Below are 26,070 nucleotides of genomic sequence, written 5' to 3'. Positions count from 1 at the left end.
CGATCTGAACAAGATCTTCATATCGGTCGGTATCCTGATCATCGCCGTCCTCGTGACGGCTCTGGTCGGCCCCTACTTCGTGGACTGGACGAATTACCGTACGACCTTCGAGCGGGAGGGGAGCCGTTATCTCGGCGTGCCGGTGACGGTCGCGGGCAAGGCGGAACTTCGGATCCTGCCGACGCCCACCCTGAGCTTCACCGATGTGCGGATCGGCAACGAGGGCAAGGCGCAGGTCAGCGTCGAGCGCTTCCGCGCCGAGCTCGAACTCTCCTCGCTTTTCAGCGGCCGCTTCCAGATCACCCAGATGGACGTGGAGCGGCCGACATTCCGCTTCGATCTCGCGGATCTTTCTCAACCGGGCGCCGCGGGGCCCGAGCGCCCGCCCATCGACCTCGCCAATGTAGGGCTCGCCAACGTCTCCCTGACTGGCGGCAGGGCCGATATCACCGACAGCCGCACCGGGCGGCGCTGGCACGCCGAGCAGGTCGCGGCGCAGATCAGCGCGCAGTCGCTGCAAGGCCCGGGCCGGATGCGGGCGCAGTTCTCGCTGGAAGGCCAGCCATTCGACGTGGATCTCGGCGCCGGCGCCCTGACCCCCGCGGGTGACCTGCCCGTGAAGGTTTCCGTCACGCCGGCGAGCATCCCGGTTTCCACGCTGTTCGACGGTCGCTTGCGGCTGGCGGCGGGGCAGGTGCCGAGCTTCACCGGAACGGCGGCGCTCTCCGGTATCAAGCCTCCCGCCGACGAGAAGCATCCGTCGCCCTGGGCGGCCCTTTCCGCCACGGCCAACATGGAACTCGACGCGCAGTCGCTGAAGCTGCCGCAGATCAAGGTGAACTACGGCCCGCCCGGCCGCGCGCTGATCCTGGAGGGCAAGGCCACTGCCGCGCTCGGTCCCGCCGCGCGCTTCGATGCTTCCATCGGGACAAACCAGATCGATGTCGACCGGGCGCTGGGCGGCTCAGTCGACGATCCCGTTTCCGTCGAGACCGCGCTCGACCGCCTCGTCGCGCTGGCCCGCGCCGCGCCGCTGCCGCCCGTGCCCGGCACGCTCAGCCTCGCCGCCAAGAGTGTGGTGATCGGCGGCAATGTCATGCAGAACGTCGCCGCCGAAATCGCGCCGGAAAAGGGCGGCTGGCGCCTCAGCCGGGCGAGCGCGCTCCTGCCGGGCAACACGCAGGCGAGCCTCAGCGGCGGGCTTCTGCCCGGCGAGGAAACGGCCTTCCAGGGCCACGGCAAGCTCACCTGCGATCAGCCGGCGGCTTTTGCCGGATGGTGGCAGGGCAATCCCGCCGCGGCGGCTGGCCTTTCGCCCTTCTCCGTGGAGGCGGATCTCGATCTCCGTCCGCGCATCCAGAAGCTTTCTTCGATCAAGGCCGGGCTCGGCGAGGGCCAGGTGCGGGGCGCCATTTCCTTCCGGCACTTCCCGGAAAACAACCAGACCTTCGTCGCGGCCAATCTTCAGGCCGACCGCTTCGATATCGATCAAGGCAGCGCGCTCCTGCATCTCGTGACCGGACGCCAGTGGCGCCCGGACGGTACGGAGATGCTGCTCGATCTCAAGACGGACAAGCTCGTCGCCAGCGGCTTCGAGGCCAGCAAGGTTGCCGTGCAGGCGACCATGGACGCCAACGCTCTGGATATCAGCAATCTCTCGATCGGCGATTTCGCGGGCGCGCAGATCAACGCGCACGGCAATATCCATGACCCGCTCGGCAAGCCCCAGGGTCGGATCGACGCCTCCGTTTCCGCGCAGGACCTGAAGGCGGCGGCCGCGTTCCTGACGACGGTCAGGCCCGACAATCCGGCGGCACTTCGCTTCGCCGCCCTCGCGCCGGCGCTCACCCCAGCCAAATCCGACATCTCCTTCGAGATCGACGATCAGGAGGCGCTGAGCCTCAACGTCAACGGCACCTTCGCCGGCACGCGCGTCACGCTGAACGCGTCCGGCAAGGGCAGCGTCAACGAGCCCGCCGCGATCAAGGGGCGTGTCGATGGGGTGATCGCCGCCGATGACAGCGTCACGTTGCTGCGGCAGTTCGGCCTTGCTCCCGTGCCCGTCGAGCGCTCCGGCCCGGCCAACGTCAAGGTGAGCTTCAGCGGGGCGCTGAATTCCATCGGCGCGCTGAACGTGCAGGGCGATCTCGCCGGGATCAAGGCGAGCTTCGATGGAACGGCCGGCGCCGTGGAAGGCGAGTCGGTGCAGATTTCGGGCCGGCTCGATGCGAGCACCGCCGATATCGATCCCGCGCTGATGATGGCGGGCATGGCCGTGCCGGATCTCGGCGCCGGACACTCGCTGGCGCTGCATGGACCGCTTACCGGCAAGGGCAGCGCCCTGCAGCTGCGGCTTGTTTCGGGCACGCTGAACGGGGCGGATCTCAAGGGCTCGCTGGCGGCGGACCTCTCCGCCGGGCAGAAGCTCACCGGAGATATCAGTACGGGCACGGTCGACCTGCCGGAACTCGTCGGTTTCTTCGTCGGCGTTCCGCCTCGTTTCATCGACGGCAAGTGGCCGGATGGCAGCCTGTCCAGTGCGCTGCCGGGGCCGGTGAGCGTCGATTTGAAAGTCTCGGCTGCCAAGATCGACCTGGGTTCCGGCATCAGCGGCAGCGACGCCGCGATGAACCTCGGTTATGCCGGCGGCAAGCTCGACATCGGCCAGCTCACGGCCAGCCTCGCGGGCGGCCAGCTCAAGGGCATGCTGCAGTCCGGCATGAACAATGGCGAGGCGAACGTGACGCTGCGGGCTTCGCTGAACGGCGCGCGGCTGGGCGACCTCGTCTGGGCGCAGGGCGGCAAGCCCGTCGGCTCCGGCACGGTGGCCGGCTCGCTGGACGTCAGCAGCCACGGCCGCTCGATCGCCGAACTGGTGTCCGCGCTGAACGGCGGCGGTACTCTGACGCTGGACGGCGCGGTGTTTCCGGCGATCAATCCGGCGGCATTCCGCAACACGATCCATGCGGTGGATGCGGGGCTCGCGATCAACAAGGACACGATAGGCAAGACGTTCGGAAGCACGTTCGGCAACGGCTCCATCGCCGTGCCGCATGCTACGGGCTCGTTCTCGGTCGGCTCGGGCGAAATCCGGATTCCGGCGCTGTCCTTCACCGCGCAGCCACTGACCGGCCTTGCGACCGCCACCCTCGATCTCGACAGCATGCATCTCGCCAGCTCCTGGTCGCTGAAGATGCCCACGACGGACAAGAAGCTCGGCGAGACCCGGCCCGAGGTTGTGTTGAACTTCGACGGACCCGCCGCCGCGCCGCGTCGCTCGATCGATGTCGGCCCGCTCGTGAGCTTCCTGAACGTGCGCGCGCTCAGCCGTCAGGTGGACGAAATCGAGACCCTGCAGGCGGATATTGTGGAAAAGCAAAGGCTCGACCGCCTGATGAAGCTGGAGCGCCAGCAGGCCGCTCAGCGGGAGGTCGAGGCCCACCCGCCGAAGCCTGAACCCGCACCTGCCGCCGAGGCAACGCCGCCCCCGGCGGCACCTGACGCCTCCTCGGCCAGCCCTTCCGCCGCAAGCAGGCCGGCAATGCCGGAAACGCAGCCCGACAGCCGACAGGCCAACCCGCCCAGCCAACCGCCACAGGCCGAGACAGCGCCGCCGCCGACCCCGGAGCCGCGACCGACGCCGCGCGTGCCGGCACCCGCTGCCGGCACCCGGAATGTGGAACAGGATTCGGAAAAGCTCGACCAGATCCTGCGCAAGTCGTTTCCTTTGCAGGATTCGAGCCCCTTGCGTGATCTCGGGCCCTCGCACGATCCGGGCGCAGCATCCGGCGGCCCGGCAGCCGGCACGCCGCCCGGCTAGGGCGATCGACGTTCAGCGTAGCCAGATCATCATGGCGGCGAGGTGGACGAAGCCGGTGAAATGGATGGTGCGGCGATCGTAACGGATGGCGAAGCGGCGGAAGTGTTTGAGTCTTCTGAACCGCCGCTCGATGAGGTTGCGGTGCTTGTAGGCGATCGCGTCGTGGGGAATGGAAATCATGCGGAAGAGGTTGGAGGGGATCACCGCTAGGACGTTCATGCTGGCGATGGTGGCGCGCAAGGCATTGCTGCCATAGGCTTCGGCGGAGAGCACGGCGCTTCCGGCGTGGAGTTCTCGGGAGATAGGTACTTGTGTGATGTCGCCGCTGGCCTGCGGTGATGATGAACCGCAACGGCCGACGGAGCGCGTCTGCCAGCGTGTGGATCCTGGTGGTCAGTCCGCCTCGCGAACGCCCCAGCAACTGATCCAGAGCCCCGCTCGCGGCCTGCTGGTGCGCGCGAACGATGGTGCTGTCGATCACGAGGTACAGGTTGTCGCGATCGGCGGTGAGTGCCTCGAAGGCTCGCTCCCACACCCCGGCATGACACCAGCGGCTTGAGCGGCGATGCACCGTCTTCCATTGGCCGTAGCGCTCCGGCAGGTCACACCGATGCGCGCCTGAGCGCTGCCCCCCACAAACGTCCATCACGAACAAGGGTTGTCCGACCCTGCACGGCCCGGATCTCCAGCCTGCCCCGGCAGCAACGGCGCGACCGTGCTCACTGCCTGTGGTCTACCTCACAGCGCTTGCTCGTCATAATCCGCTCCGCGCTCCCGCAGGGAACCCTATGAATCAACACTCTACCCGTCTGGGAATCCTGAATGTCGATCCGCCCCAGGCTCAGGTGAGGGCGGAGGTTTCCAGCCGAGTCTTGAGATCCTGAAGCACGGCCAGCCGGAGAGCCGAGGACAGGTTCTCCGTACCGCGCGCCTCATCGATGCCGGAGATCAACTGCGAGAGGGACAGATTTCCCGCGGCGGCCATGCGCTTCAGTTCCTGCCAGAAGGGTTCCTCCACCGAGACGCTGGTGGAATGGCCCTGCAGGGTGACCGATCGCTTTTTCATGATGGTCAGGTCAGCGTTTGGGGCGGGAAGGGGCGTCAGGCCCGGACGCGGCCCCGGAATCTCCGGGAACTTCTCCGGTCGGGCCGGAGCTTTCGCGCGGCCGGCGGTGACCTTCAAGGGCTCGGCCCGCTTTCTCTTGTTCCAGCGCCGTGCCCTGCTTTTCGGCCTTCGTGCGGCCGAAGGCGACGCGGTTAGCGGCCGCCTGGCCCGCGGCTTCGTCGCGGGCCTTTCTCTTGCGAGCCAGACGCAGATTGATCGGCTCGACCATTGGCTTCAGTTCCTCGCGATCGACCGGCCGGGATCAGCCGGCCGCGTTCGGTCCGATCATGTGCTCGGGGCGAACGACCTCGTCAAACTCCGCTTCCGTTACGAAACCGAGGCGGACGGCCTCCTCGCGAAGCGTCGTGCCGTTCTTGTGGGCGGTCTTGGCGACCTTGGTCGCGTTGTCGTAGCCGATCTTCGGGGCCAGCGCCGTCACCAGCATCAGCGAACGCTCCATCAGGTCCTTGATTCGCGCCTCGTTCGCCTCGATCCCGACCACGCAATTGTCGGCGAAGGAATTGGAGGCGTCGGCCAGGAGCCGGATCGACTGCAGCATGTTGAAGGCGAGCACCGGCTTGAAGACGTTGAGCTCGAAATGACCCTGGCTGCCGGCGATCGTGACGGTGGTCTGGTTGCCCATCACCTGCGCGCAGACCATGGTCATGGCCTCGCACTGGGTCGGGTTGACCTTGCCCGGCATGATGGAGGAGCCCGGCTCGTTTTCCGGCAGGTTCAGTTCGCCGAGGCCCGAACGCGGGCCGGAGCCCAGGAAGCGGATGTCGTTGGCGATCTTGAAGAGCGACACCGCGACGGTGTTCAGCGCGCCGTGCACGAAGACATAGGCGTCGTGGGCGGCGAGCGCCTCGAACTTGTTCGGGGCGGTGCGGAAGGGCAGGCCGGTCGACTCGGCGACCTGCTCGGCGAAAGCCTCCGCGAATTTCGGATGGGCGTTGAGGCCCGTGCCGACGGCGGTGCCGCCCTGCGCCAGCTCGAAGAGGTAGTCGACCGAATCCTTGACGCGCCGGATGCCGTATTCCAGCTGCGCGACATAGCCGGAGAATTCCTGGCCGAGCGTGACCGGGGTGGCGTCCTGCGTATGCGTGCGGCCGATCTTGATGATGTCCTTGAACGCTTCCGCCTTGGCATGCAGCGCGTCGCGCAGGTGCTGCAACGCCGGCACCAGCAGGTGGACGATCTGCTCCGCCGCGGCGATGTGCATCGCGGTCGGGAAGGTATCGTTGGAGGACTGGCTGCGGTTGACGTGGTCGTTCGGGTGGATCGGCTTCTTGGAGCCCATCTCGCCGCCGAGAAGTTCGATCGCCCGGTTGGAGATCACCTCGTTGGCGTTCATGTTGGTCTGCGTGCCGGAGCCGGTCTGCCACACGACGAGCGGGAAGTTGTCGTTGAGCTTGCCGTCGATCACTTCCTGCGCCGCGTCGGAGATCGCCCTTGCAAGCTTCTCGTCAAGCATGTCGAGGTTCTGGTTGGCGAGCGCAGCGGCGCGCTTGATGATGCCGAGCGCCCGGACCAGGGGGGCGGGCATCGTCTCCGTGCCGATCTTGAAGTTCTGCAGGGAGCGCTGCGTCTGGGCGCCCCAATACTTGTCGGAGGGGACTTCCAGCGGCCCGAAGGAATCGGTTTCCGTGCGTGTTCCGGTCATTGAATCAGTCCTGGTCTCATGGGCACGAGACGTCTGCACCGGGCGAGATCAGGTGCAGGCGGGCATCGGCGGAAACGCCGACGCAGCCTTTTCCCATCTGACCGGAGCCGATGCAAGACCTTCGAAGGTTGCGAAGCGCGGCGCCGCGATCATGCGCGCGGCCCGATCCGAAAGGGCGAGTGGCGGCGCTAGCCGTTCTTCTTGCGGAAGGCGTCCAGCGACACGACCTCGGCGGCCGGGCCCTGCTTGGCCGGCTCTTCCTGCGCTTCGGGCGCCCCGGCCGCGACTTCCGGTCCCTCGACCTCCGCCACGACGTCGACAGGCGCGTCCGTTGCCTGCTCCGCCTCTTCCGGCAGGTCGAACTTCAGGCCGAAGCTCGCATGCGGATCGACGAAGCTCTTGATCGCGGGATAGGGCACCACGAGCCGCTCGGGAATGCCATGAAAGGACAACCCGACCTCGAACTGCTGGTCCCCGATATTCAGGTCCCAGAACTGGTGCTGCAGGACGATCGTCATCTCCTCCGGATACTGTCCCCGGAGGCGGGAAGAGATCCGGACGCCGGGAGAACGCGTATCGAAGGTGATAAAGAAGTGGTGCTCGCCGGGGAGCCCTGTCTGGGCCACCTCGGACAAAACCTTGCGAACGACACCGCGCAGGGCTTCCTGCGCAAGCACGTCATAACGGATCAGATCTTCCGACATCGCGCGGAATCTACGTCGGGAGGACGCAGCTTGCAATGGCCCACGAGCGCATGCGGCGAACGAGCAGGGGAAAGACAGAAATAAAAGGAGGAAGTGGAGGCTTCTGTTGCCAGGTGCCTCCGAACCCCGCCCAGAAGTGCTACCCCCTAGGACTTGATTTCCATTACCGGCACCGCATTACGCGGCGACAGCAACCGGAGCATAGTTGTCATTGGCAACTATTTTAAGAGCCCGATAACGGCGGTACCATGCCGAGCAAAAACACACCCTTTACGCCCTCGTCGATCCTGTTTCGCCCCCAGCAGCAGCGGTCCTGAAGACCGTTGGTGGTGGAGGCGCCGGGTACCGCCCCCGGGTCCGATAGGTTTATTACGATGGTCGTTTATCGCCATAGCCGGTGCGACCGGCACGAAACGAATATAGGCAAGGTCCGCGAGGTTGCAAAGCCCCGTGGTGCAAATGATCGGGGTTTCATGAACGCCAACGCCCAGCCTGCACCGTCTCCGCAGGGAGACTTCCCGCTTCGTCGAGCCAGCCCCGCGGACATTCCCTTCATCATGGCGACCGAGCGCGGCGAGGGATACGAGCGGTTCGTCGGACGCTGGGAGGAGGCGCGCCACCGCCAGGCTTTCGCCGATCCCTCCTTCGCGTATTTCATCGGCCAGAAGGACGGAGTGCCCGCGGGCTTCGTTCTCGTCGAGTTCTGGGGGGCGGCGAATCGCAAGGCCCTGGTGCGTCGGATCGCGGTGCGGCAGCCGGGGCAGGGGCATGGAAGGCGCATGCTGGCGGCAGTGGTCTCGCGGATCTTCGACGAGACGGATGCCCATCGCGTGTGGCTCGGGCTCTTCCCGGAAAATCTCCGGGCGCGGCGCACCTATCAGGCTGTCGGCTTCCAGGCGGAGGGCGTGGAGCGCAGCAGCGTCTACATGAACGGGGAGTTCCGCGACCAGTTGATCATGGCGGTGCTTCGGCCGGAGTGGGAAGCAATCCGACTCGCAGGCGCATCGCGGTTGGAGTAAGGGACCGACCATGCGCCAGTATCTCGACCTCCTTTCCCGCGTCCTGCATGAGGGCACCGACCGGAGCGACCGCACGGGCACGGGCACCCGTTCGGTCTTCGGCCACCAGATGCGATTCGATCTGGCCGACGGTTTCCCCCTGCTGACGACCAAGAAGCTGCACATCCGCTCCATCGTGCATGAGCTGCTCTGGTTCATCGCCGGCGACACCAATGTCCGTTACCTGCAGGATAACGGCGTTCGGATCTGGGATGACTGGGCGGACGAGAACGGCGACCTCGGCCCGGTCTACGGCCAGCAATGGCGCTCGTGGCCGAGTTCCGACGGATCGAGCATCGACCAGCTGGCCTGGGTGCAGAACGAGATCCGCCGCAACCCCGATTCGCGGCGGCTGGTGGTCACGGCCTGGAATCCGGCCGAGATCGCGGAGATGGCGCTGCCGCCCTGCCACTGCCTGTTCCAATTCTACGTGTCGGATGGCCGGTTGTCCTGCCAGCTCTACCAGCGCTCCGGCGACATCTTCCTGGGCGTACCCTTCAACATCGCGTCCTATGCGTTGCTCACGGCGATGATGGCGCAGGCCTCGGGCCTCCAGCCCGGCGATTTCATCCACACGCTGGGCGACGCGCATCTCTACAGCAACCATTTCGAGCAGGCGCGCGAGCAGCTTTCCCGTGCGCCGCGCCCGCTGCCGAAGCTGGTGCTCAACCCCGAGCGAAGCTCGATCTTCGACTTCGTCTACGATGACGTGACGATAGAGGCCTACGATCCGCATCCCCATATCAAGGCGGCGGTCGCGGTATGACGGAAAGCGCTTCCGGGGCCCGAGCGCCCGAGCCGCTGGTCGTCATCGTCGTTGCCGTGGCCAACAATAATGTGATCGGCGCGGACAACAGCATTCCGTGGCGCGTCCGCGAGGACATGAAGGGGTTTCGCGCCCGCACCATGGGCAAGCCGGTCATCATGGGACGCAAGACGTTCGAGAGCCTGCCGAAGCCTCTGGAGGGGCGGCTGAACATCGTCGTCAGCCGTTCGCAAGGCGCATTACCCGAAGGAGTCGTCCATGCCGGCGATCCCGACGAAGCGCTGGAGGTCGCCCGGGCGGAAGCGCTGAAATCCGGGGTTTCGGAAGTCTGTGTCATCGGTGGCGGCGAGATCTACCGCCGCTTCATGGATCGCGCCGACCGTATCTGTCTTTCCCGCGTGAACGTGTCTCCCGTCGGGGCGGTGACATTTCCGGAGATCGGCCGGGACGAGTGGAAGGAAGTAAGCCGCGAAGCGATTCTCCCGTCGCCCGGCGACGACGCGACGGCCGAGCTTCACGTCTACGAACGGCTGCGCTGACCGGCGGCGAAGCCCGATCGCCAGCCGGGTCAAATCGGCGGCGTTGTGACGGCGGGTTCCCTCATCTATATGCGACCTCTTGAAGCATTGGAGGCGGGATGCCCTGGAACAACAACACCGGTGATGGCGGTGGAAACGGCTGGAAAGGCGGCGGCCCCTGGGGCTCCGGCCCGCAGCAGCCTCCCCGGGGTCCCAATTCTCCTCCCGATCTGAACGACCTGCTGCGGCAAAGCCAGGACCGCCTGCGCACGCTCATGCCTTCGGGCGGTCGTGGCAATCTCGCGATCGGCGCCCTTGTTGTTCTCGTGCTTCTCGGCGTCTGGCTGATGGAATGCATCTACACGGTGCAGCCGGACGAGCTCGGCCAGGAACTCGTCTTCGGCAAGCCCAAGCAGGAAGTGGCCGAGCCGGGCCCGCATTTCATGCTGTGGCCGATCGAGACGGTCGAGAAGGTTTCCATTCGCCAGCGCCGCACCTCCATCGGCTCCAACACCGATCGCGGCGGCCAGACTTCCGGCCTGATGTTGTCGGCGGACCAGAATATCGTCAATGTCACCTTCACGGTGATCTGGCGCGTCAGCGATCCGAAGAAATACCTTTTCAACGTGGCGGGCGCGGATGATTTCGTCACCCGCATCGCCGACAGCGCCATGCGCGAATATGTCGGTCGCGCACGTGCGGAAGATGTGCGCACGGAAAAGCGCGCCGAGGTGGAAGGCCAGGTTCTCGCCTTGCTGCAGGGCACGCTCGATACCTATGGCGCCGGCATCACCGTGATCGGCGTGCAGCTTGAAAAGGCCGATCCGCCCGAGCAGGTGGCCGACGCTTTCGAGGAAGTGCAGCGCGCCCAGCAGGATCTCGATCGCTACCAGCGCGAGGCCGAGCAATATGCCAACAAGAAGCTCGGCGACGCCAATGCGCAGGCGGCTCAGATCCGCGGCCAGGCCGCCGGCTACAAGGACCAGATGATCGCCGAAGGGCAGGGCGAGGCGCAGCGTTTCACCTTCGTTCTCGGCTCCTATCAGGCCTCGCCCGACATCAGCCGCCGTCGCCTTTATCTGGAGACGCTTGAGGACGTCTTGAAGAACTCCAACAAGATCATCATCGACAAGGGCGTGGGCAACATCCTGCCCTATCTGCCGCTGAATGCGAGCGGGCAGGCTCGCGCCTCGATCGCGCCGCCGCCGGCCGCCTCCGGGTCGGCCGAATCGGACGTCGCGTCGGTGCAGCAGCAGGCGCTGCCGACGCTGTCGGCGTCCGACATGGGAGGCCAGTGATGCGGCGCTTCTATGCCGGCCTGATCGGCCTTCTCGTCCTCCTGTTCCTGGCCTATTCCTCGCTCTTCGTGGTCTATGCCAACCAGCAGGCGCTGGTGCTGCGCTGGGGCGAGATCCGCCGCGTGGTGGACAAGCCCGGCCTCTACTTCAAGGTGCCCACGAGCCTCGTGGAAACCGTCAGCTATGTCGACAAGCGGCTGATGAGCTTCGACATCGACGATCTGGGCGTGCAGGTCCGCGACGGCCGCCGCTATCTCGTCGACGCGTTCCTCGCCTTCCGCATCTCCGACCCCCGCAAGTTCCGCGAGAACATGGCGGGCAACCTCGCGCAGGCGCAGGACAACCTGCGCACGCAGTTGAACTCGGCGCTGCGCAGCGTGTACGGCCAGCGAAGCTTCGAGGACGCGCTGTCGGCGGAACGCCAGCAGATGATGGTGGAAGTGCGCGACAGGATCCGGCCGATAGCGGCCGGCATCGGTATCGATATCGTCGATGTCCGAATCAAGCGCACGGATCTCCTTCCGGAAGTCTCGCAGCAGACCTTCGACCGCATGAAGGCGGAGCGACTGGCGGAAGCCGCCCAGCTCCGCGCCATGGGTACGCAGCGCGCTGCCGGCATTCGGGCGGAAGCGGACCGCAAGGCTGTCGTGGCCGTGGCCGACGCCACGCGCGACGCCGATATCCTGCGCGGTCAGGGCGACGCGGAGCGGGGCCGGGTTCTGGCCACGGCCTTTGCCAAGGACCCCGACTTCTTCGCCTTCTACCGCTCGCTCGGCGCCTATCGCACCGCGCTGGAGGGCAGTAACGGAACGCTGGTCCTGTCACCGGACTCGGAGTTCTTCCGTTACCTGAAGTCTCCGGGAGGCGCTCCCACGCCTCCCGCCGCCGGAGCGGCGCAGTGAAGGATGCGGTCGACGCGATCGGTCTCGTCCTGGTGATCGAGGGCATCGTCTACGCCCTCTTTCCCAACGCGATGCGACGCATGGCCGGGCATCTCGCGGCATCGAAGGGTGACGCGTTGCGCCTCGCCGGGCTGAGCTTCGCGCTGCTCGGCTTCGGCATCGTCTGGATGGCGCGGGGCTGAGCCCCTATATTGCCTTCCGCGCGGCTCCGGAGACTGTTCCGGGGCCGCAGCCGCGGGGGATGATATGAATCCGGCACCTTTGTCTTTCGCTCGGATGGCTCGGGCGGCTGTCCGCATCGCGATGGTTGCGGCTGCCCTGGCCGGTCCCGGCATCGTCACGCCGGCAGTCGCGAGTTCCACGCCCGCGTCCTTCGCCGATCTCGCGGCCGGCCTGATGGCCTCGGTGGTCAACATCTCCACACGCACCACGGTCAGCCCGTCCGGCGGTCTTCCCATGCCCGACGTGCCGCAGGGCTCGCCCTTCCAGCAGTACTTCGGCAACCCCGCCAACCCGTCGGGCGAGGGCGGCTCGGAGCAGGGCGGCGACGAGCGGAGCGATGGGCAGGGCGACAGCGAGGAGGGACAGGATCCCGCCAAGCCCAAGAAGGTCGAATCGCTCGGCTCCGGTTTTGTGATCGACGCCTCCGGCCTGATCATCACCAACAATCACGTCATCGAGAACGCCGACGAGATCATCGCCAGCTTCGCCGACGGCACGAAGCTCACGGCGAAGCTGGTCGGCCATGACGCGAAAACAGATCTGGCGCTCCTGAAGGTGACGCCGAAGCTGCCGCTGACGGCGGTGAAGTTCGGCGATTCCGGCAAGCTGCGCATCGGCGACTGGGTGCTGGCGATCGGCAATCCCTTCGGCTTCGGCGGCAGCCTCACCGCCGGCATCGTCTCCGCGTTGAACCGCGACATCAATGCCGGCCCCTACGACAGTTTCATCCAGACGGATGCCGCCATCAATCGCGGCAATTCCGGCGGCCCGCTGTTCAACATGGAGGGCGAGGTGATCGGCATCAACACGGCCATCGTGTCACCGACCGGTGGCTCGATCGGTATCGGTTTCGCCGTCCCGACCGAAATCGCGGCCCCCGTCATCGAGCAGCTCCGGCAATACGGGCAGGCGCGGCGCGGCTTCATCGGCGTCCGCATCCAGGAGGTCGGCGACGAGGTCGCCCGAAGCCTCGGCATGGACAAGCCCCATGGGGCGCTGGTGGCCGGCATCTCCGATGGCGGACCCGCCGCCAAGGCGGGCCTTCGTCCGGGAGACGTGGTGATCACCTTCAACGGGCAGGACGTGAACACCTCCCGCGATCTGCCGCGACTGGTGGCCGATACGCCCGCCGGCCGCGTGGTGGATGTGGTGGTGATCCGCGACGGGCAGCCGGTGACGCTGCGCGTGCCGATCCTGCTGGCGCAGGAGGGCGACGAGCCGAAGCCGGAAGGCGGCACCAGCACGCATTCGCAAGGCGGCTCGGTGCTCGGCATGACCGTGGAAACGCTCTCGGCGGCAAACCGCAAGCAGTACAACGTCGCCCCCGACGTGCGGGGCCTCGTGGTCACGGCCGTTTCGTCCGGCAGCACTGCCGAGGATAATAAGATGCAGCCCGGCGATGTCGTGCTGGAGATCAACCAGACGGCCGTGGATTCACCCGACGACCTGCAGGACAAGGTCGGCAAGCTGAGGCAGGCCGGACGGAAGACGGCGCTGCTGCTGGTCACCAGCGCCGGCAGGAAGCTTCACTTCGTGACGCTGGCCCTCAACGGCAGGTAAGCCTGCCCGGACCCGACGCGGTCAGCCTTCGGCGAATTCCTCGCGGCGATAGCCCTGCAGGAACAGGAGACCGGTGAGATCGCCGTGCTCGATGGCCGCCGCCGCTTCCGCCCGCACGGCCGGCTTGGCGCGATACGCCACGCCGAGACCGGCGAGCTTGATCATGCCGAGATCGTTCGCGCCGTCGCCGACGGCCAGCGTCTCGGACAGGTCGAGACCGTGCCGGGCCACGAGATCGCGCAACGCTTCCACCTTGGCCTCGCGCCCGAGAATGGGCTCGTTGACCCGGCCGGCGAACGTCTCGCCGGAGACGATCAACTGGTTGGCGCGGAACTCGTCGAAGCCGAGCCGCATGGCGATGGGCCCGGCGAAGACCGTGAACCCACCGGAAACCAGGGCCGCATAAGCCCCGTGTCTGCGCATGGTGGCGACCGCTGCGGGCGCGCCCTGCGTCACGCGGATGCGTTCCGCCAGTACCTTGTCGGTGACGGCCGTGGCGAGCCCCTCCAGCAACGCCACCCGCTCCCGGAGCGCCGGCTCGAACTCGATCTCGCCGCGCATCGCCCGCTCGGTGATCGCCGCGACCCGCTCGCCGACGCCGATCTCGGCCGCGAGTTCGTCGATGCATTCCTGCTCGATCAGCGTGGAATCCATGTCGGCCAGAAGCAGACGCTTCCGGCGCTTCTCGACCGCGACCACATTGACGTCGACCGGAATATCGCGGAATGCGGCACGGGCAGCCGACAGCACGGCAGCCGGATCGCCCGAGAAGGGAAGGTCCAGCGCTTCGCCGGGGGAAAGCCAGTCGGCCCCGGCCGGAGCGCCGCCGGCATCTTCGACGGCGCGGCGGGCCTGTTCGGCGGCGGCATCCCCGATCGGCGACCGGGCGGGATTGGCAATGAGGTTGAGGACGTTGGCCATGAATTTCCCGGCGGATCTGGTGGAAGAAGGGCGTCCGGTGCTGATAGCCGGGCCTACCGCCAGCGGCAAGTCGGCCGCGGCCGCTTCGCTGGCGGTCCACGCCATGGACAGAGGCCGCGCGGCGGCGGTGATCAACGCCGATTCCATGCAGGTCTATGGCGGCCTGCGGGTGCTGACCGCGCGTCCGGACGTGGAGGCCGAGGCGGACGTGCCGCATCGCCTCTATGGCCATGTGCCGCCGTCGGAGCGTTATTCCGTCGGCCGGTGGCTGGGCGATATCGCGCCGGTTCTGGCGGAGGCCCGCGCACAGGGCGCGCTGGCAATCGTGGTGGGCGGCACCGGCCTTTACTTTCGCGCGCTCACGGAAGGGCTCACCGCCGTTCCCGAGATCGCGCAGGAAATCCGCCGGCGCTGGCTGGAGGCTCTGGAGCAGAGCGGGCCGGAAGAGCTCCATGCGCTGCTCTCGGAACGCGATCCGGCGACCGCTTCCAGGCTGAAGCCCGGCGATTCCACCCGTATCGTCCGCGCGCTGGAGGTTCTGGACGCGACCGGCCGCTCGCTGCTCGACTGGCAGGAGCAGGAAACATCGGCGCCGTTGCTGCCCGCCGGGTCGGCTCGCCGCTTGGTCCTCTCGCCCGAGCGACCGGTCCTCTACGGCCGCATCGACCGGCGCTTCGAGGGAATGGTCGCGGCGGGAGCGCTGGACGAGGTGCGCGATCTCTTGAAGCTGGAACTATCGCCGGAGCTGCCGGCCATGAAGGCTATCGGCGTTCGCGAGTTCGCCGCCGTGCTGGCCGGCGAAATGGAACCGGCGGACGCGATCGCGCGGGCCCAGCAGGAGACGCGCCGCTATGCGAAGCGACAGGGAACGTGGTTCAGGAACCAGATGTCGGATTGGGAGAGGATCGATGCCTGAAAGCTGGCGGCTCATGCTTCCGGATGACATGGCGGCGGTGGAAGCTGTCGCGGCCGTGGTGCATCCGGGCTTTTTCGAGCGAACGGAGGTGCTGACGGAGCGGCTGGCGCTTTATCCCGAGGGTTGCCGCGTGCTGGAGCGAAGCGGCGTCGTCGTCGGCTACCTGATCTCGCATCCCTGGGACGACGGCGCGGTCCCCGCTCTCGACACGTTCCTTCATCGCCTGCCGGAGGTGCCCGGCACCTGTTATCTCCACGACATCGCGCTCCTGCCGGAGGCGCGGCGGGGAGGAGCGGGGTCGCAGGCGGTGATCGAGCTGATCGACCGCGCCGGTCGACGCTTCCCAAGCCTCTCACTGGTGGCGGTGCATGGTTCGGCGCCATTCTGGGAGCGCCACGGCCTGAGGATCGAGGATCGTCCCGAGCTCCGGGCCAAGCTCGCCAGCTACGACGAAAACGCCCGCTACATGCGGCGTATCTTCTGACGGGCCTTCCGCCGCAGGGCAGGAGAGGAAACCTATCGGTGGCCAACCGCTTTCTGGATAACCAGAGTTGATGCGGGATCGGCGGTCCCGCTGTGGAGCCTTCGATGTCATCGAACACGCCGACCGTATCTCCTCCCAAGCCTGAGTCCCTGAGCGAATCGCTGCGGCGCAATATCGAGGCGCTGGAGGGGCGGCGGAAGCGGGAGGCAGCCTCCGCTTCCACGCAGCAGAAAGTGGCGCAGAAGATCACAGCCTTCGCCGGCAGCATGGTCTTCGTCTACGTCCACCTGGTCCTTTACGGGCTCTGGATCTCAGTGAATGTCGGGCTGATCCCGAAGGTCCCCCGCTTCGATCCGTCGCTGGTGACGCTGGCGATGATCGCCTCGGTGGAAGCGATCTTTCTGTCCACCTTCGTGCTGATCAGCCAGAACCGGATGGCTGCCGCGGCCGACCGACGGGCCGATCTCGACCTGCAGATCAATCTTCTGGCCGAGCACGAACTGACGAAGCTCGCGGAACTGGTGGAAATGATCGCCAAGCATCTTCAGGTTCCGGTTTCCGGCCATGACGCCGAAATCAACGAGATCAAGAAGGACGTGGCGCCCGAAGCGGTGCTGGACGAGATCGAGGCGCACCAGAAGGAGACGGCGGAGTGAGTTGCGGCTTGACCGGCGCAAGCCAGAGCCCTAGAAAGCTCGTCATGAGCAAATTCGAGCTTATCGTATGTCTGCGCACCGGCGGGGTGGCCTTTTAAGGGTCGCCGCGAAAGCTGGTGCGCGTTTCAAGGGTCCCGATGGGGCCCTTTTTTGTTGCCGAATTCGAGAAAACGGAAGACCCGGCGCACAGGAAAGCGCTGGACCGGAGGATAAGATGGCGGAACAGATGACGGGCGCGGAAATCGTCTTGAGAGCGCTGGCCGATCAGGGGGTGGAACACCTCTTCGGCTATCCCGGCGGCGCCGTACTGCCGATCTACGACGCGCTGTTCCAGCAGGATAAGGTCCGCCACGTCCTCGTCCGGCACGAGCAGGGCGCGGGCCATGCGGCGGAGGGCTATGCCCGCTCCACCGGCAAGCCCGGCGTCGTCCTCGTCACGTCCGGTCCCGGCGCGACCAACATGGTGACGCCGCTGACCGACGCGCTGATGGATTCCGTCCCGCTGGTCTGCATTTCCGGGCAGGTCCCGACGCATCTGATCGGCACGGACGCCTTCCAGGAGGCCGACACGGTCGGCATCACCCGCGCCTGCACCAAGCACAATTTCCTCGTCACCGACGTGAACGACCTCGCCCGCATCCTGCACGAGGCCTTCTATGTCGCGACCACCGGCCGTCCCGGCCCGGTTCTCGTCGACGTTCCGAAAGACGTGCAATTCGCCATCGGCACCTATGTCGGCCCCAACCAGGTGGAGGCGCGCCGCCATCTCGGCTACCAGCCGCCGCGTCAGGGCGATCCGGAAGCGATCCGCTATGCCGCGCGCATGATGGCCGAAGCCGAGCGGCCGGTCTTCTACACGGGCGGCGGCGTCATCAATGCCGGCCCGGATGCGAGCCGCCTGCTGCGCGAACTCGTCGCCGCGACGGGATTCCCGGTCACCTCGACGCTGACCGGCCTCGGCGCCTATCCGGCTTCCGGCGACAACTGGCTGGGCATGCTCGGTATGCACGGCACCTATGAAGCCAACATGGTGATGCATGACGCGGACCTGATCATCTGCGTCGGCGCGCGCTTCGACGACCGCATCACCGGCCGCACCGATGCCTTCTCGCCGGGCTCGCGCAAGATCCACATCGACGTGGATCCGTCGTCGATCAACAAGAACATCCGTGTCGATCTGCCGATCGTCGGCGACGCCGGGCAGATCATGTCGGAAATCCAGCGCGTCTGGCGGGAGGAGGGGCTCCGCCCGCGCCAGGAACTCGCGGACTGGTGGACGCAAATCGCGAAGTGGCGCGCCCGCAAGTCGCTCTCCTACAAGAAGTCCGACGACGTGATCATGCCGCAATACGCGGTTCAGCGGCTCTATGAGCTCACGCGCGGACGCGACAGCTACGTCACCACCGAGGTCGGCCAGCACCAGATGTGGACGGCGCAGTATTACGGCTTCGACGAGCCGAACCGGTGGATGACCTCCGGCGGTCTCGGCACGATGGGCTACGGACTGCCCTCCGCGGTCGGCGTGCAGGTCGCGCATCCCGGTAGCCTGGTCGTCTGCGTCGCCGGCGATGCCTCGGTGCTGATGAACATGCAGGAACTTTCCACCGCCGTTCAGCACAACCTGCCGATCAAGGTGTTCATCCTGAACAACCAGTACATGGGCATGGTGCGGCAATGGCAGCAGCTCCTGCACGGCAACCGCCTGTCGCATTCCTATACGGAATCGCTGCCCGATTTCGTGAAGCTGGCGGAAGCCTATGGCGCCGTCGGCATTCGGGCGGAGACGCCCGGCGAACTCGACAGCGCCATCAACGAGATGATCGCCGTCGACCGGCCTGTGCTCTTCGACTGCCGCGTGGCAAGCTTGGAGAACTGCTTCCCGATGATTCCGTCGGGCAAGGCGCATAACGAGATGCTGCTTGCCGACGAAGCCAACGACGAGGCGGTCGCGAACGCCATCGGCGCGGCCGGCAGGGCGCTGGTCTAGACTGCGGCTTGGAAGTCCGGCCGGTGGCTCCTGCCCGGAGTTCCGACCGGACGCTTTCGGGCACGCGCGGGCGAGGGGGATTGATGCTTCGGGTTCTGCTCTGGTTTCGCGGGATCATGCTGATCGGGTCGGCCGGCGCGCTGATCGGCTCGCTGTTGATGTTCTATCAGGGCAGCCTGCACCTCATCCATGCCTGGCATCTGCTGGCGGCCGGAACGGAGGGGCATGTCACCGTCCCCGTGCTGGAGGCGGTGGATGCTTTCCTGTTCGGCGTCGTCCTGGTGATCTTCGCCTACGGGATCGCCATCGGCTTCGTGTTCCGCCTGCCGGAGCGGACGACGCGCCTCCTGCCCAACTGGATGAAGATCGACGGTGTCGGCCAGCTCAAGGAGATCCTGGCCGAGGTCGTCGTCGTCGTCCTCATCGTCATCTTTGCCCGCGTGGTGGTGGAATCGGAAGGGCATTTCACCTGGACCATGCTGGTCCTGCCGGGCTCCATCCTGATGATCGCGGTTGCGATCCGGCTGCTGGAACTCGGCCACGGGGAAGAACCCGCCGCGGAGCCGATTCCGCCTCTTGAAGAAACACGCGGCGGCGAGCGGCCCGGCGAGATCGCGCCGCCGCCACCGACCGACCTGGGGAAACACAATGTCTGAATCTGCGCTTATCCCGCCGGCCTCGGCCTATTTCCTGGAAGACAGGCACGATCCGGAAGAGCGGCATACGCTGTCGATCCTGGTCGACAACGAGCCGGGCGTGCTGGCGCGGGTGATCGGGCTCTTCTCCGGCCGGGGCTATAACATCGACAGCCTCACCGTCTCCGAAACCGAGCACGACCGCCATCTGTCGCGCATCACCATCGTGACGACGGCGACACGTCCGGTGCTGACGCAGATCAAGAACCACCTGGGCCGCCTCGTGCCGGTGCACCGGGTGAACGACCTCACGGAACTCTCCCTGCAGCGCAACGACGAGACGTCGCTGGAGCGGGAACTGGCGCTGGTCAAGGTGACCGGCACCGGCGACATCCGCGCGGAGGCGTTGCGGCTGGCCGATGCCTTCGAGGCCAAGGTGGTGGACGCCACTTCCGACCATTTCATTTTCCAGCTCACCGGGCGGACCGCCAAGGTGGAACGCTTCATCTCCGTGATGAAGCCGGTCGGGCTGGTCGAGGTCTGCCGTACCGGCGTGGCTGCGCTCGCCCGCGGCCCGGAAGCGATGTGACGCGCGTTCGCGTTGTGTTCCGGGCGGATTGAATGCTATGCGGTGGTGAGTGGCCGGATTCGCCGGCCGTTCCTCCCGACCTGAAACAGACCCGAAGCGACCGTGGAATTTTCCCCGCAGCAGGATGATGCCATCAAGGCCGTTGCGAAATGGCTCAAGGATGGCGAGCAGCAGATCTTCCGCCTGTTCGGCTATGCCGGCACGGGCAAGACGACGCTTGCCCGCATCCTGGCGGAAGGCGTGGACGGCGACGTGTTGTTCGCGGCCTTCACCGGCAAGGCCGCGCAGGTGCTCCGCAACAAGGGCTGCGCCGGCGCTTCCACCATCCACTCCATGATCTATCGCCCGCGTGGCGAGGCCACGGAGGAGGAATCGGGCGACCTGCTTCCGAGTTTTTCGCTGAACCGGAAGAGCTCCGTCGCCAAGGCCAAGCTCGTCGTCATCGACGAATGCTCCATGGTGGACGAGAAACTCGGCCGCGATCTCCTGTCCTATGGCACGCCGATCCTGGTGCTCGGCGATCCCGGCCAGTTGCCGCCGGTTTCCGGTGGCGGTTTCTTCACCGAGCACGAACCCGACGTGATGCTGACGGAGGTGCACCGGCAGGCGCGCGACAACCCGATCATCGCGCTGGCGCAGGTGATCCGCGAGGGCGGCAGGCTCGAATACGGCGAGTTCGGCGAGAGCCGTGTGATCTCCAAGCGCGAGATCGACAGCGAGCAGGTGCTGGCGGCCGACCAGGTGCTTCTCGGCCGCAACAAGACACGCCAGCTCTACAACCAGCGGATCCGGCAGCTGAAGGATTTCACCGGCCTGCTTCCCTCGGCCGGCGACAAGCTCGTTTGCCTCCGCAACAATTCCGAGAAGGGACTGCTGAACGGCAGCCTCTGGCGCGTGACGTTCGTCGGCGACAAGCCCGGCCCGGTGATGAACCTGGTGGTGAAATCGGAGGAGGAGGGGCGGTTCGGCCCGTCTGCCAAGGTTCGCGTGCAGAAGGCGATGTTCGAGACCGGGCCGGAAAGCGTTCCCTGGGAACTGCGCAAGAATTCCGACGAATTCGACTATGGCTATGCGCTGACCGTGCACAAGTCGCAGGGTTCGCAATGGGACAATGTTGTCCTGTTCGACGAGAGTTTTGCCTTCCGGGAGGCGCGGGAGCGCTGGCTTTATACGGCCGTGACCCGCGCGGCGGAGAAGATCACCATCGTTCGCTGAACGCCCTCCGACAAAAACTTAGCTGGCGAGGAACCATGAACCTGCGCGGTCGTTCTCTGCTCACGTTTTTGTAAGGGAGGCTAAAATGGGCCGCGGTATTCTTCTTTGGTTCCTTGGGATTCCGATCCCGATCATTCTTCTTATCATGCTCTTCTGGCATTGAGCGGGATCGATCAAATGGCACTTACCCCCACTGGGGTCCCCATCGGGTCCCGGGTCGCGACTTCGCCCGTCGAAGTCGGCGGCTCGGTCGAATCGTCCCATTCCGCGGTCACGTGGTCGGCGGTCCTGGGCGGTGCCTTCGTCGCCGCAGCGGTCACCCTGATCCTGCTGATCCTGGGCTCCGGCTTCGGTCTGTCGGCGGTCTCGCCCTACTCGGGCTCCAATCCCTCGGCAGGCGCGTTCACGGCAGGCGCCGCGGCGTGGCTGGTCTTCGTGCTCTGGATTTCCTCCGGTCTCGGTGGCTACCTCACGGGTCGCCTGCGGACCAAGTGGTCCAACATGCACGGTGACGAGGTCTTCTTCCGCGATACGGCGCATGGCTTCCTGTCCTGGGCGGTCGCAACCGTCATCGGCGTGGTGTTCCTGGCTTCTGCCGCGACGTCCATCGTCGGCGGTGCCGCTCATTCCGTCTCCACCGTTCTCGGTGGTGCGGCGCAGGGTGCTACCCAGGCCGCTGGCCAGCAGGCCGGCCAGAACAGCGGTGCCGGCGAAGCGACGGGTTACTTCGTCGACAGCCTGTTCCGTTCACCGAACCCCGATCCGAACGCCAACGCTGCCGATGTCCGTGCTGAAACCACGCGGATCCTCGCCAACAGCGCGGCGAACGGTGAAGTGTCGCCGGCCGACAAGGCTTATCTGAGCCAGCTCGTGGCCCAGCGCACCGGCCTCAGCCAGCCCGACGCCCAGAAGCGCGTCGACGATGTGCTCGGTCAGGTGAATGCCGCCAAGGAGAAGGCCAAGAAGGCTGCGGACGAGGCTCGCAAGGCTGCGTCCGCCGCTGCGATGGGCTCGTTCCTGGCCCTGCTGATCGGTGCCTTCATCGCCAGTGCCGCCGCCGCTCTCGGGGGTCGCCACCGCGACGAGATCTAACCGTCTCAATCGAATGTAATGAGGGACGCCCCGGTGGAAATGCCGGGGCGTCCTTGTATTTGCCTTGATTGTGCACGACGCGGGACGGGAGCAACAGGAGGCGTCATGGCGCGCACAGTTCGCAACGAGCAAGGTCGGCCCTCGGGTCTGGCGCGCTGGATACCCGTCGAGTTCGGTGTCCTGGTCCTTCTCTGCCTGACCGCGGCGAGCCTGCTCGCCTTCGGACTGATCCTCAACGATATCAGGGGAACGCAAGGCCACGCTTTCGACGAGGCTGTCCTTCTTGCGCTTCGCCATCCGGAGAACCTGGCCAAGCCGATCGGCCCGGCCTGGGTGCACAAGGCGCTCCACGACATCACGAGCCTCGGCAGCAATGCGGTTCTCGCGCTGATTACCGGGCTTGTGTGCCTTTACCTCCTGGTCAGCGGGAAGCGTGCCGCGACATTGCTGGTCCTGGTCGCGATCGCCGGCGGAGCGTTGCTTTCGGCCTTTCTCAAGTTCGACATCCAGAGGCCGCGGCCCGACGTGGTGCCGCATCTCGTTCACGTGAACTCGTTCAGCTTTCCGAGCAGTCACGCGATGTTGTCCGCCGTCACCTACCTGACGCTTGGCGCGCTGGTGGCGCAGATGGAATCACGGCGGCGGGTGAGGATCTTCCTGATCGCCGCCTCCATCGGGTTGACGCTGCTGATCGGCTTCAGTCGGCTCTATCTCGGCGTGCACTGGCCGACCGACGTGCTGGCGGGATGGGCCATCGGCTCGGCGTGGGCGCTGATCTGCTGGCTGGTGGCGGGCTGGCTGCAGCGGCGCGGACAAGTGGAGCCTGACGAACCCGGCGCCTGATGAGCGGACCCTCGTCTCCGTCCTTCGATCACGGGTTCGGGAACAAGCATCGCCTTTCGGACGGGTGGCGGATCTTTCGGATGCCGCATCGTGGAAAGCCGACGCGCGCATAGGCACGGCGGGGAACAAAGGCTAATCTCACACCGTTTGTTGCAACCGAGTGAGCGATGTCCACCTATCCGGGCAAGCCCGGCGACGAGCGGAACTGGTCGGAGCGCAAGTTCTCCAGAACTCCCGCTGTTGCCTGATGTCCCGGATGCGGTCACAGAAAGCTGACCGTGTCATGGAGCTGGACCATTGAAATCTAACAAACTGCGTGTCGGCATCATTGGTGTCGGAAACTGCGCATCCTCCTTCGTCCAGGGGCTGACCTTCTACGCCGATGCCGAATCCAACGAGCCGATTCCCGGGCTGATGCACCCGGAACTCGGGGGCTACCGTATCGGCGACATCGAGGTTTCCGCCGCTTTCGATATCAATGCCGCCAAGGTCGGGCAGGATGTCGCGGATGCGATCCTCGCCGGGCCGAACAACACGCAGAACTTTGCCAAGGTGGCGCCAACCGGCGTGCGCGTGCATCGCGGAGAAACGCTGGACGGCCTCGGCAAGTATCTGCGCGAAGAGATCGAGGAGGCCGAGGGCGAGGCCGACGATGTGGTCCGGATCCTGCGGGAGAGCGGAACGGATGTTCTGATTTCCTACCTGCCGGTCGGCTCGCAGCGCGCCACCGAATATTACGCTGAAAAGGCGCTGGAAGCCGGCTGCGCCTTCGTCAACTGCGTGCCCGTCTTCATCGCGTCCAACCCGGAATGGCGGAAGCGTTTCGAGGAGCGCTCGCTGCCGCTCGTCGGCGACGACATCAAGAGCCAGGTGGGCGCCACGATCGTCCACCGCGTGCTCGCCAACCTTTTCCGCGAGCGCGGCGTGCGGCTCGATCGCACCTATCAGCTGAATGTCGGCGGCAACAGCGACTTCCAGAACATGCTGGAACGCGAGCGTCTGGAATCCAAGAAGATCTCCAAGACGCAGGCCGTGACGAGCCAGCTCGATGTGCCCCTGCCGGCCGGCGACGTGCATGTCGGCCCGAGCGACTACGTGCCGTGGCTGACGGATCGCAAGTTCGCCTTCATCCGGCTGGAAGGCACGACGTTCGGCAACGTCCCGCTGAACCTCGAACTGAAGCTGGAGGTCTGGGATTCGCCCAACTCGGCCGGCGTGGTCATCGACGCCGTGCGTTGCGCCAAGGTGGCGCTGGACCGCAAGGAAGGCGGCGCGCTGATCGGCCCCTCCAGCTACTTCATGAAGTCGCCGCCGGAGCAGTTCACCGATGCGGAAGCGCGCGAGCGCACCGAGCGGTTCATCTTCGGTCGCGACTAGCGAAGGGTCGACGATGACCACGATCCTCCTCGTCCGCCACGCCACCCACGACAGGCTCTCGCGCATGCTGGTCGGCCGGATGCCGGGGGTCGGGCTGAGCGGGGAGGGTCGCGAGCAGGCGGGCCGCACCGGGGCCGCCCTTTCGCGCGAAAGCGTGCGGGCGGTGCTGACGAGCCCCGTGCAGCGGGCGGTGGAAACGGCCGGGTCCATCGCCGTGGCGACGGGCTGTCCCGCATCGGTCCGCGACGGGCTGGCCGAGATCGATTTCGGCGAGTGGACCGGGCGGAGCTTCGCGGAACTGGAAGCCGATCCGCGCTGGGCGCGCTGGAACGAGATGCGCGGCGAAGCCCGCGTTCCGGGCGGCGAAAGCATGGCGGAGGTCCAGGGCCGCATCGTCGCCGTGATCGATGCCATCCAGCAGGAACATGCGGACGGGAACGTCGTTCTGGTCAGCCATGGCGACGTGATCAAGGCCGCGCTGGCGCATTATCTCGGGCTTTCGCTCGATTGCATCCTCAGGTTCGACGTGAGCCCCGCCTCGATCAGCCGGATCGCGGTGGGCCCGTGGGGCGGCCGCGTCCTGAATATCAACGAGGTTCCGGGATGAGGTGTCGGCCAGCATGAAGATCGTGGTGTTCGGCCTTACCGTCAGCTCGTCCTGGGGCAACGGACACGCCACCCTCTGGCGCGGCCTGATCCGGGCGCTGGCAAAAGCCGGTCACCACGTTACCTTCTTCGAGCGCGACGTCCCCTATTACGCCGAGAACCGCGACCTTTCCGAAATCCCGGGCGGTGAGCTGGTGCTCTATTCCGACTGGGACGAGATCCGCTCGCGCGCGGAGGGGGAGGTCGCGTCCGCGGACGTGGCGATGGTCACGTCCTATTGTCCGGACGGCCTTCCCGCGACGGACATCGTGCTCGCCGGCCGCGCACTGCGTGTCTTCTACGATCTCGACACGCCGGTTACCCTGTCGCGCCTGAAAGCCGGAGAAGGGGTCGCCTATCTCGGTCCACACGGCCTGACCGGCTTCGACCTCGTCCTCAGCTATACCGGCGGCGATGCGCTGGAGCAGCTGAAGTCGCTTCTCGGCGCCGGTCGCGTCGCGCCGCTCTATGGGCATGTGGACCCCGATATCCACCATCCCGTTCAGCCGGTCGGACCCTATGCCAACGACCTTTCCTATCTCGGGACCTATTCGGAAGACCGCCAGCAGGCACTGGTGGAGCTCTTCATCGAGCCGGCGCGGGCGCGGCCGGAGCAGCGCTTCCTGATCGGCGGCGCTCAGTATCCGCAGAGCTTCCCCTGGTCGAAGAACATCTATTTTGTCCGCCACCTGCCGCCCCCCGAGCATCCGGCCTTCTTCTCCTCGTCTCGGTTGACGCTCAACGTCACGCGTTCGGCCATGGCCGGGATGGGCTGGTGCCCGTCCGGTCGGCTGTTCGAAGCGGCCGCGTGTGGCGTGCCCATGCTTTCGGACTGGTGGGAAGGGCTCGACGCGTTCTTCCAGCCCGGCCGCGACATTCTGGTCTGCCGCACGCGGGACGACACGATCGCCGCACTCGATCTTGGCGACGACGAACTGAAGCGCATCGCAAATCGTGCGCGCGAGCGGGTTTTGACGGAACATACTTCAGAGAAGCGCGCTGAAGAGATGTTGGCGCTCTTTGATGAAGCGGCCGGCGGTCCCGCCGGCGAGGAACAGGCATTGACGCTCGACATGGCTCCGTAACCGGGAGGG

At 66.1% G+C, this 26,070-nt stretch carries 25 protein-coding genes, 1 other RNA gene and 1 pseudogene; 20 read left to right on the top strand and 7 right to left on the bottom strand.

Annotated elements, in window-relative coordinates; translation table 11 throughout:
- Window positions 1-4 precede the first annotated feature (4 nt).
- A complete protein-coding gene (locus BMY25_RS07615) occupies window positions 5-3,820 on the top strand; it encodes an AsmA family protein (protein WP_346432144.1) in 3,816 nt (1,271 codons plus the stop codon).
- Between the two features lie 12 nt (window positions 3,821-3,832).
- Here BMY25_RS07615 and BMY25_RS07610 read toward each other — a convergent pair.
- The 6 genes and pseudogenes from BMY25_RS07610 to ssrA all read right to left on the bottom strand — a co-directional run bounded on the left by BMY25_RS07610 (window position 3,833) and on the right by ssrA (window position 7,741).
- A pseudogene (locus BMY25_RS07610) lies at window positions 3,833-4,543 on the bottom strand (IS5 family transposase).
- Window positions 4,544-4,661: 118 nt separating this feature from the next.
- Window positions 4,662-4,886 (bottom strand): ribbon-helix-helix domain-containing protein, encoded by a 225-nt coding sequence (locus BMY25_RS07605; RefSeq protein WP_092496035.1) that lies wholly within the window; start codon window positions 4,884-4,886, stop codon window positions 4,662-4,664.
- Window positions 4,887-4,896: 10 nt separating this feature from the next.
- Entirely contained in the window at window positions 4,897-5,154 is a 258-nt protein-coding gene (locus tag BMY25_RS07600; RefSeq protein WP_092496034.1) for a DUF4169 family protein, read from the bottom strand.
- 33 nt (window positions 5,155-5,187) lie between these two features.
- Entirely contained in the window at window positions 5,188-6,588 is a 1,401-nt protein-coding gene (fumC, locus tag BMY25_RS07595; protein WP_092496033.1) for a class II fumarate hydratase, read from the bottom strand.
- Window positions 6,589-6,776: 188 nt separating this feature from the next.
- The gene (locus tag BMY25_RS07590; protein ID WP_092496032.1) at window positions 6,777-7,292 is read right to left on the bottom strand and encodes an SspB family protein; all 516 of its coding nucleotides are present in this window, start codon (window positions 7,290-7,292) and stop codon (window positions 6,777-6,779) included.
- 92 nt (window positions 7,293-7,384) lie between these two features.
- Window positions 7,385-7,741, bottom strand: a transfer-messenger RNA (tmRNA) gene (ssrA, locus tag BMY25_RS21085).
- Between the two features lie 24 nt (window positions 7,742-7,765).
- On the opposite strand from ssrA, the gene BMY25_RS07585 reads away from it, so the two are divergent.
- From BMY25_RS07585 to BMY25_RS07555, 7 genes are all read left to right on the top strand, one after another.
- Window positions 7,766-8,311 carry a GNAT family N-acetyltransferase gene (locus BMY25_RS07585; protein ID WP_092496031.1) on the top strand — a complete coding sequence of 182 codons (546 nt, stop codon included), beginning with the start codon at window positions 7,766-7,768 and terminating at the stop codon, window positions 8,309-8,311.
- A 10-nt stretch (window positions 8,312-8,321) separates the two neighbouring features.
- Entirely contained in the window at window positions 8,322-9,116 is a 795-nt protein-coding gene (locus BMY25_RS07580) for a thymidylate synthase (protein WP_092496030.1), read from the top strand.
- Window positions 9,113-9,655, top strand: a complete 543-nt coding sequence (locus tag BMY25_RS07575; RefSeq protein ID WP_092496029.1) for a dihydrofolate reductase — start codon at window positions 9,113-9,115, stop codon at window positions 9,653-9,655. Before BMY25_RS07580 ends, BMY25_RS07575 begins: the two co-directional genes overlap by 4 nt.
- 98 nt (window positions 9,656-9,753) lie before the next feature.
- On the top strand, window positions 9,754-10,932 hold the full coding sequence (hflK, locus tag BMY25_RS07570; protein ID WP_092496028.1) for an FtsH protease activity modulator HflK: 1,179 nt from the start codon (window positions 9,754-9,756) through the stop codon (window positions 10,930-10,932).
- Window positions 10,932-11,834: a protease modulator HflC gene (gene hflC, locus BMY25_RS07565; protein ID WP_092496027.1), complete on the top strand. Its 903-nt coding sequence runs from the start codon at window positions 10,932-10,934 to the stop codon at window positions 11,832-11,834. Before hflK ends, hflC begins: the two co-directional genes overlap by 1 nt.
- Window positions 11,831-12,016 carry a DUF2065 domain-containing protein gene (locus BMY25_RS07560; protein ID WP_092496026.1) on the top strand — a complete coding sequence of 62 codons (186 nt, stop codon included), beginning with the start codon at window positions 11,831-11,833 and terminating at the stop codon, window positions 12,014-12,016. The genes hflC and BMY25_RS07560 overlap by 4 nt, the downstream gene beginning before the upstream one ends.
- 121 nt (window positions 12,017-12,137) lie before the next feature.
- Window positions 12,138-13,616, top strand: a complete 1,479-nt coding sequence (locus BMY25_RS07555; protein WP_238858213.1) for a Do family serine endopeptidase — start codon at window positions 12,138-12,140, stop codon at window positions 13,614-13,616.
- 21 nt (window positions 13,617-13,637) lie between these two features.
- Here the strand turns inward: BMY25_RS07555 and serB are convergent, their stop codons facing one another.
- Window positions 13,638-14,537, bottom strand: a complete 900-nt coding sequence (serB, locus tag BMY25_RS07550; RefSeq protein ID WP_092496024.1) for a phosphoserine phosphatase SerB — start codon at window positions 14,535-14,537, stop codon at window positions 13,638-13,640.
- Here serB and miaA point away from each other — a divergent pair.
- The 12 genes from miaA to BMY25_RS07490 all read left to right on the top strand — a co-directional run bounded on the left by miaA (window position 14,536) and on the right by BMY25_RS07490 (window position 26,061).
- Window positions 14,536-15,453, top strand: a complete 918-nt coding sequence (miaA, locus tag BMY25_RS07545) for a tRNA (adenosine(37)-N6)-dimethylallyltransferase MiaA (protein ID WP_092496023.1) — start codon at window positions 14,536-14,538, stop codon at window positions 15,451-15,453. The genes serB and miaA overlap by 2 nt on opposite strands.
- Window positions 15,446-15,937: a GNAT family N-acetyltransferase gene (locus BMY25_RS07540; protein ID WP_238858212.1), complete on the top strand. Its 492-nt coding sequence runs from the start codon at window positions 15,446-15,448 to the stop codon at window positions 15,935-15,937. The genes miaA and BMY25_RS07540 overlap by 8 nt, the downstream gene beginning before the upstream one ends.
- A 104-nt stretch (window positions 15,938-16,041) precedes the next feature.
- A complete protein-coding gene (locus BMY25_RS07535) occupies window positions 16,042-16,593 on the top strand; it encodes a DUF1003 domain-containing protein (RefSeq protein WP_092496022.1) in 552 nt (183 codons plus the stop codon).
- Between the two features lie 214 nt (window positions 16,594-16,807).
- Window positions 16,808-18,580 carry an acetolactate synthase 3 large subunit gene (locus BMY25_RS07530; RefSeq protein ID WP_092496021.1) on the top strand — a complete coding sequence of 591 codons (1,773 nt, stop codon included), beginning with the start codon at window positions 16,808-16,810 and terminating at the stop codon, window positions 18,578-18,580.
- Window positions 18,581-18,663: 83 nt separating this feature from the next.
- Complete coding sequence (locus BMY25_RS07525) at window positions 18,664-19,236, top strand: YqhA family protein (RefSeq protein ID WP_092496020.1); 573 nt, start codon at window positions 18,664-18,666, stop codon at window positions 19,234-19,236.
- The gene (ilvN, locus tag BMY25_RS07520) at window positions 19,229-19,804 is read left to right on the top strand and encodes an acetolactate synthase small subunit (protein WP_092496019.1); all 576 of its coding nucleotides are present in this window, start codon (window positions 19,229-19,231) and stop codon (window positions 19,802-19,804) included. The genes BMY25_RS07525 and ilvN overlap by 8 nt, the downstream gene beginning before the upstream one ends.
- Window positions 19,805-19,906: 102 nt before the next feature.
- Window positions 19,907-21,019, top strand: coding sequence for an ATP-dependent DNA helicase (locus BMY25_RS07515; protein ID WP_092496018.1), 1,113 nt, complete (start codon window positions 19,907-19,909; stop codon window positions 21,017-21,019).
- Between the two features lie 177 nt (window positions 21,020-21,196).
- On the top strand, window positions 21,197-22,111 hold the full coding sequence (locus tag BMY25_RS07510) for a hypothetical protein (protein ID WP_238858211.1): 915 nt from the start codon (window positions 21,197-21,199) through the stop codon (window positions 22,109-22,111).
- A gap of 105 nt (window positions 22,112-22,216) precedes the next feature.
- Entirely contained in the window at window positions 22,217-22,954 is a 738-nt protein-coding gene (locus tag BMY25_RS07505; protein ID WP_092496017.1) for a phosphatase PAP2 family protein, read from the top strand.
- Window positions 22,955-23,251: 297 nt separating this feature from the next.
- On the top strand, window positions 23,252-24,331 hold the full coding sequence (locus tag BMY25_RS07500) for an inositol-3-phosphate synthase (protein ID WP_092496016.1): 1,080 nt from the start codon (window positions 23,252-23,254) through the stop codon (window positions 24,329-24,331).
- Window positions 24,332-24,344: 13 nt separating this feature from the next.
- Complete coding sequence (locus tag BMY25_RS07495; protein ID WP_092496015.1) at window positions 24,345-24,938, top strand: histidine phosphatase family protein; 594 nt, start codon at window positions 24,345-24,347, stop codon at window positions 24,936-24,938.
- Between the two features lie 13 nt (window positions 24,939-24,951).
- The gene (locus BMY25_RS07490; RefSeq protein WP_092496141.1) at window positions 24,952-26,061 is read left to right on the top strand and encodes a CgeB family protein; all 1,110 of its coding nucleotides are present in this window, start codon (window positions 24,952-24,954) and stop codon (window positions 26,059-26,061) included.
- Window positions 26,062-26,070 lie beyond the last annotated feature (9 nt).

This window comes from Faunimonas pinastri (assembly GCF_900110915.1).
GTDB lineage: Bacteria > Pseudomonadota > Alphaproteobacteria > Rhizobiales > Afifellaceae > Faunimonas > Faunimonas pinastri.
This window is presented reverse-complemented; position numbering and strand designations above follow the sequence as displayed.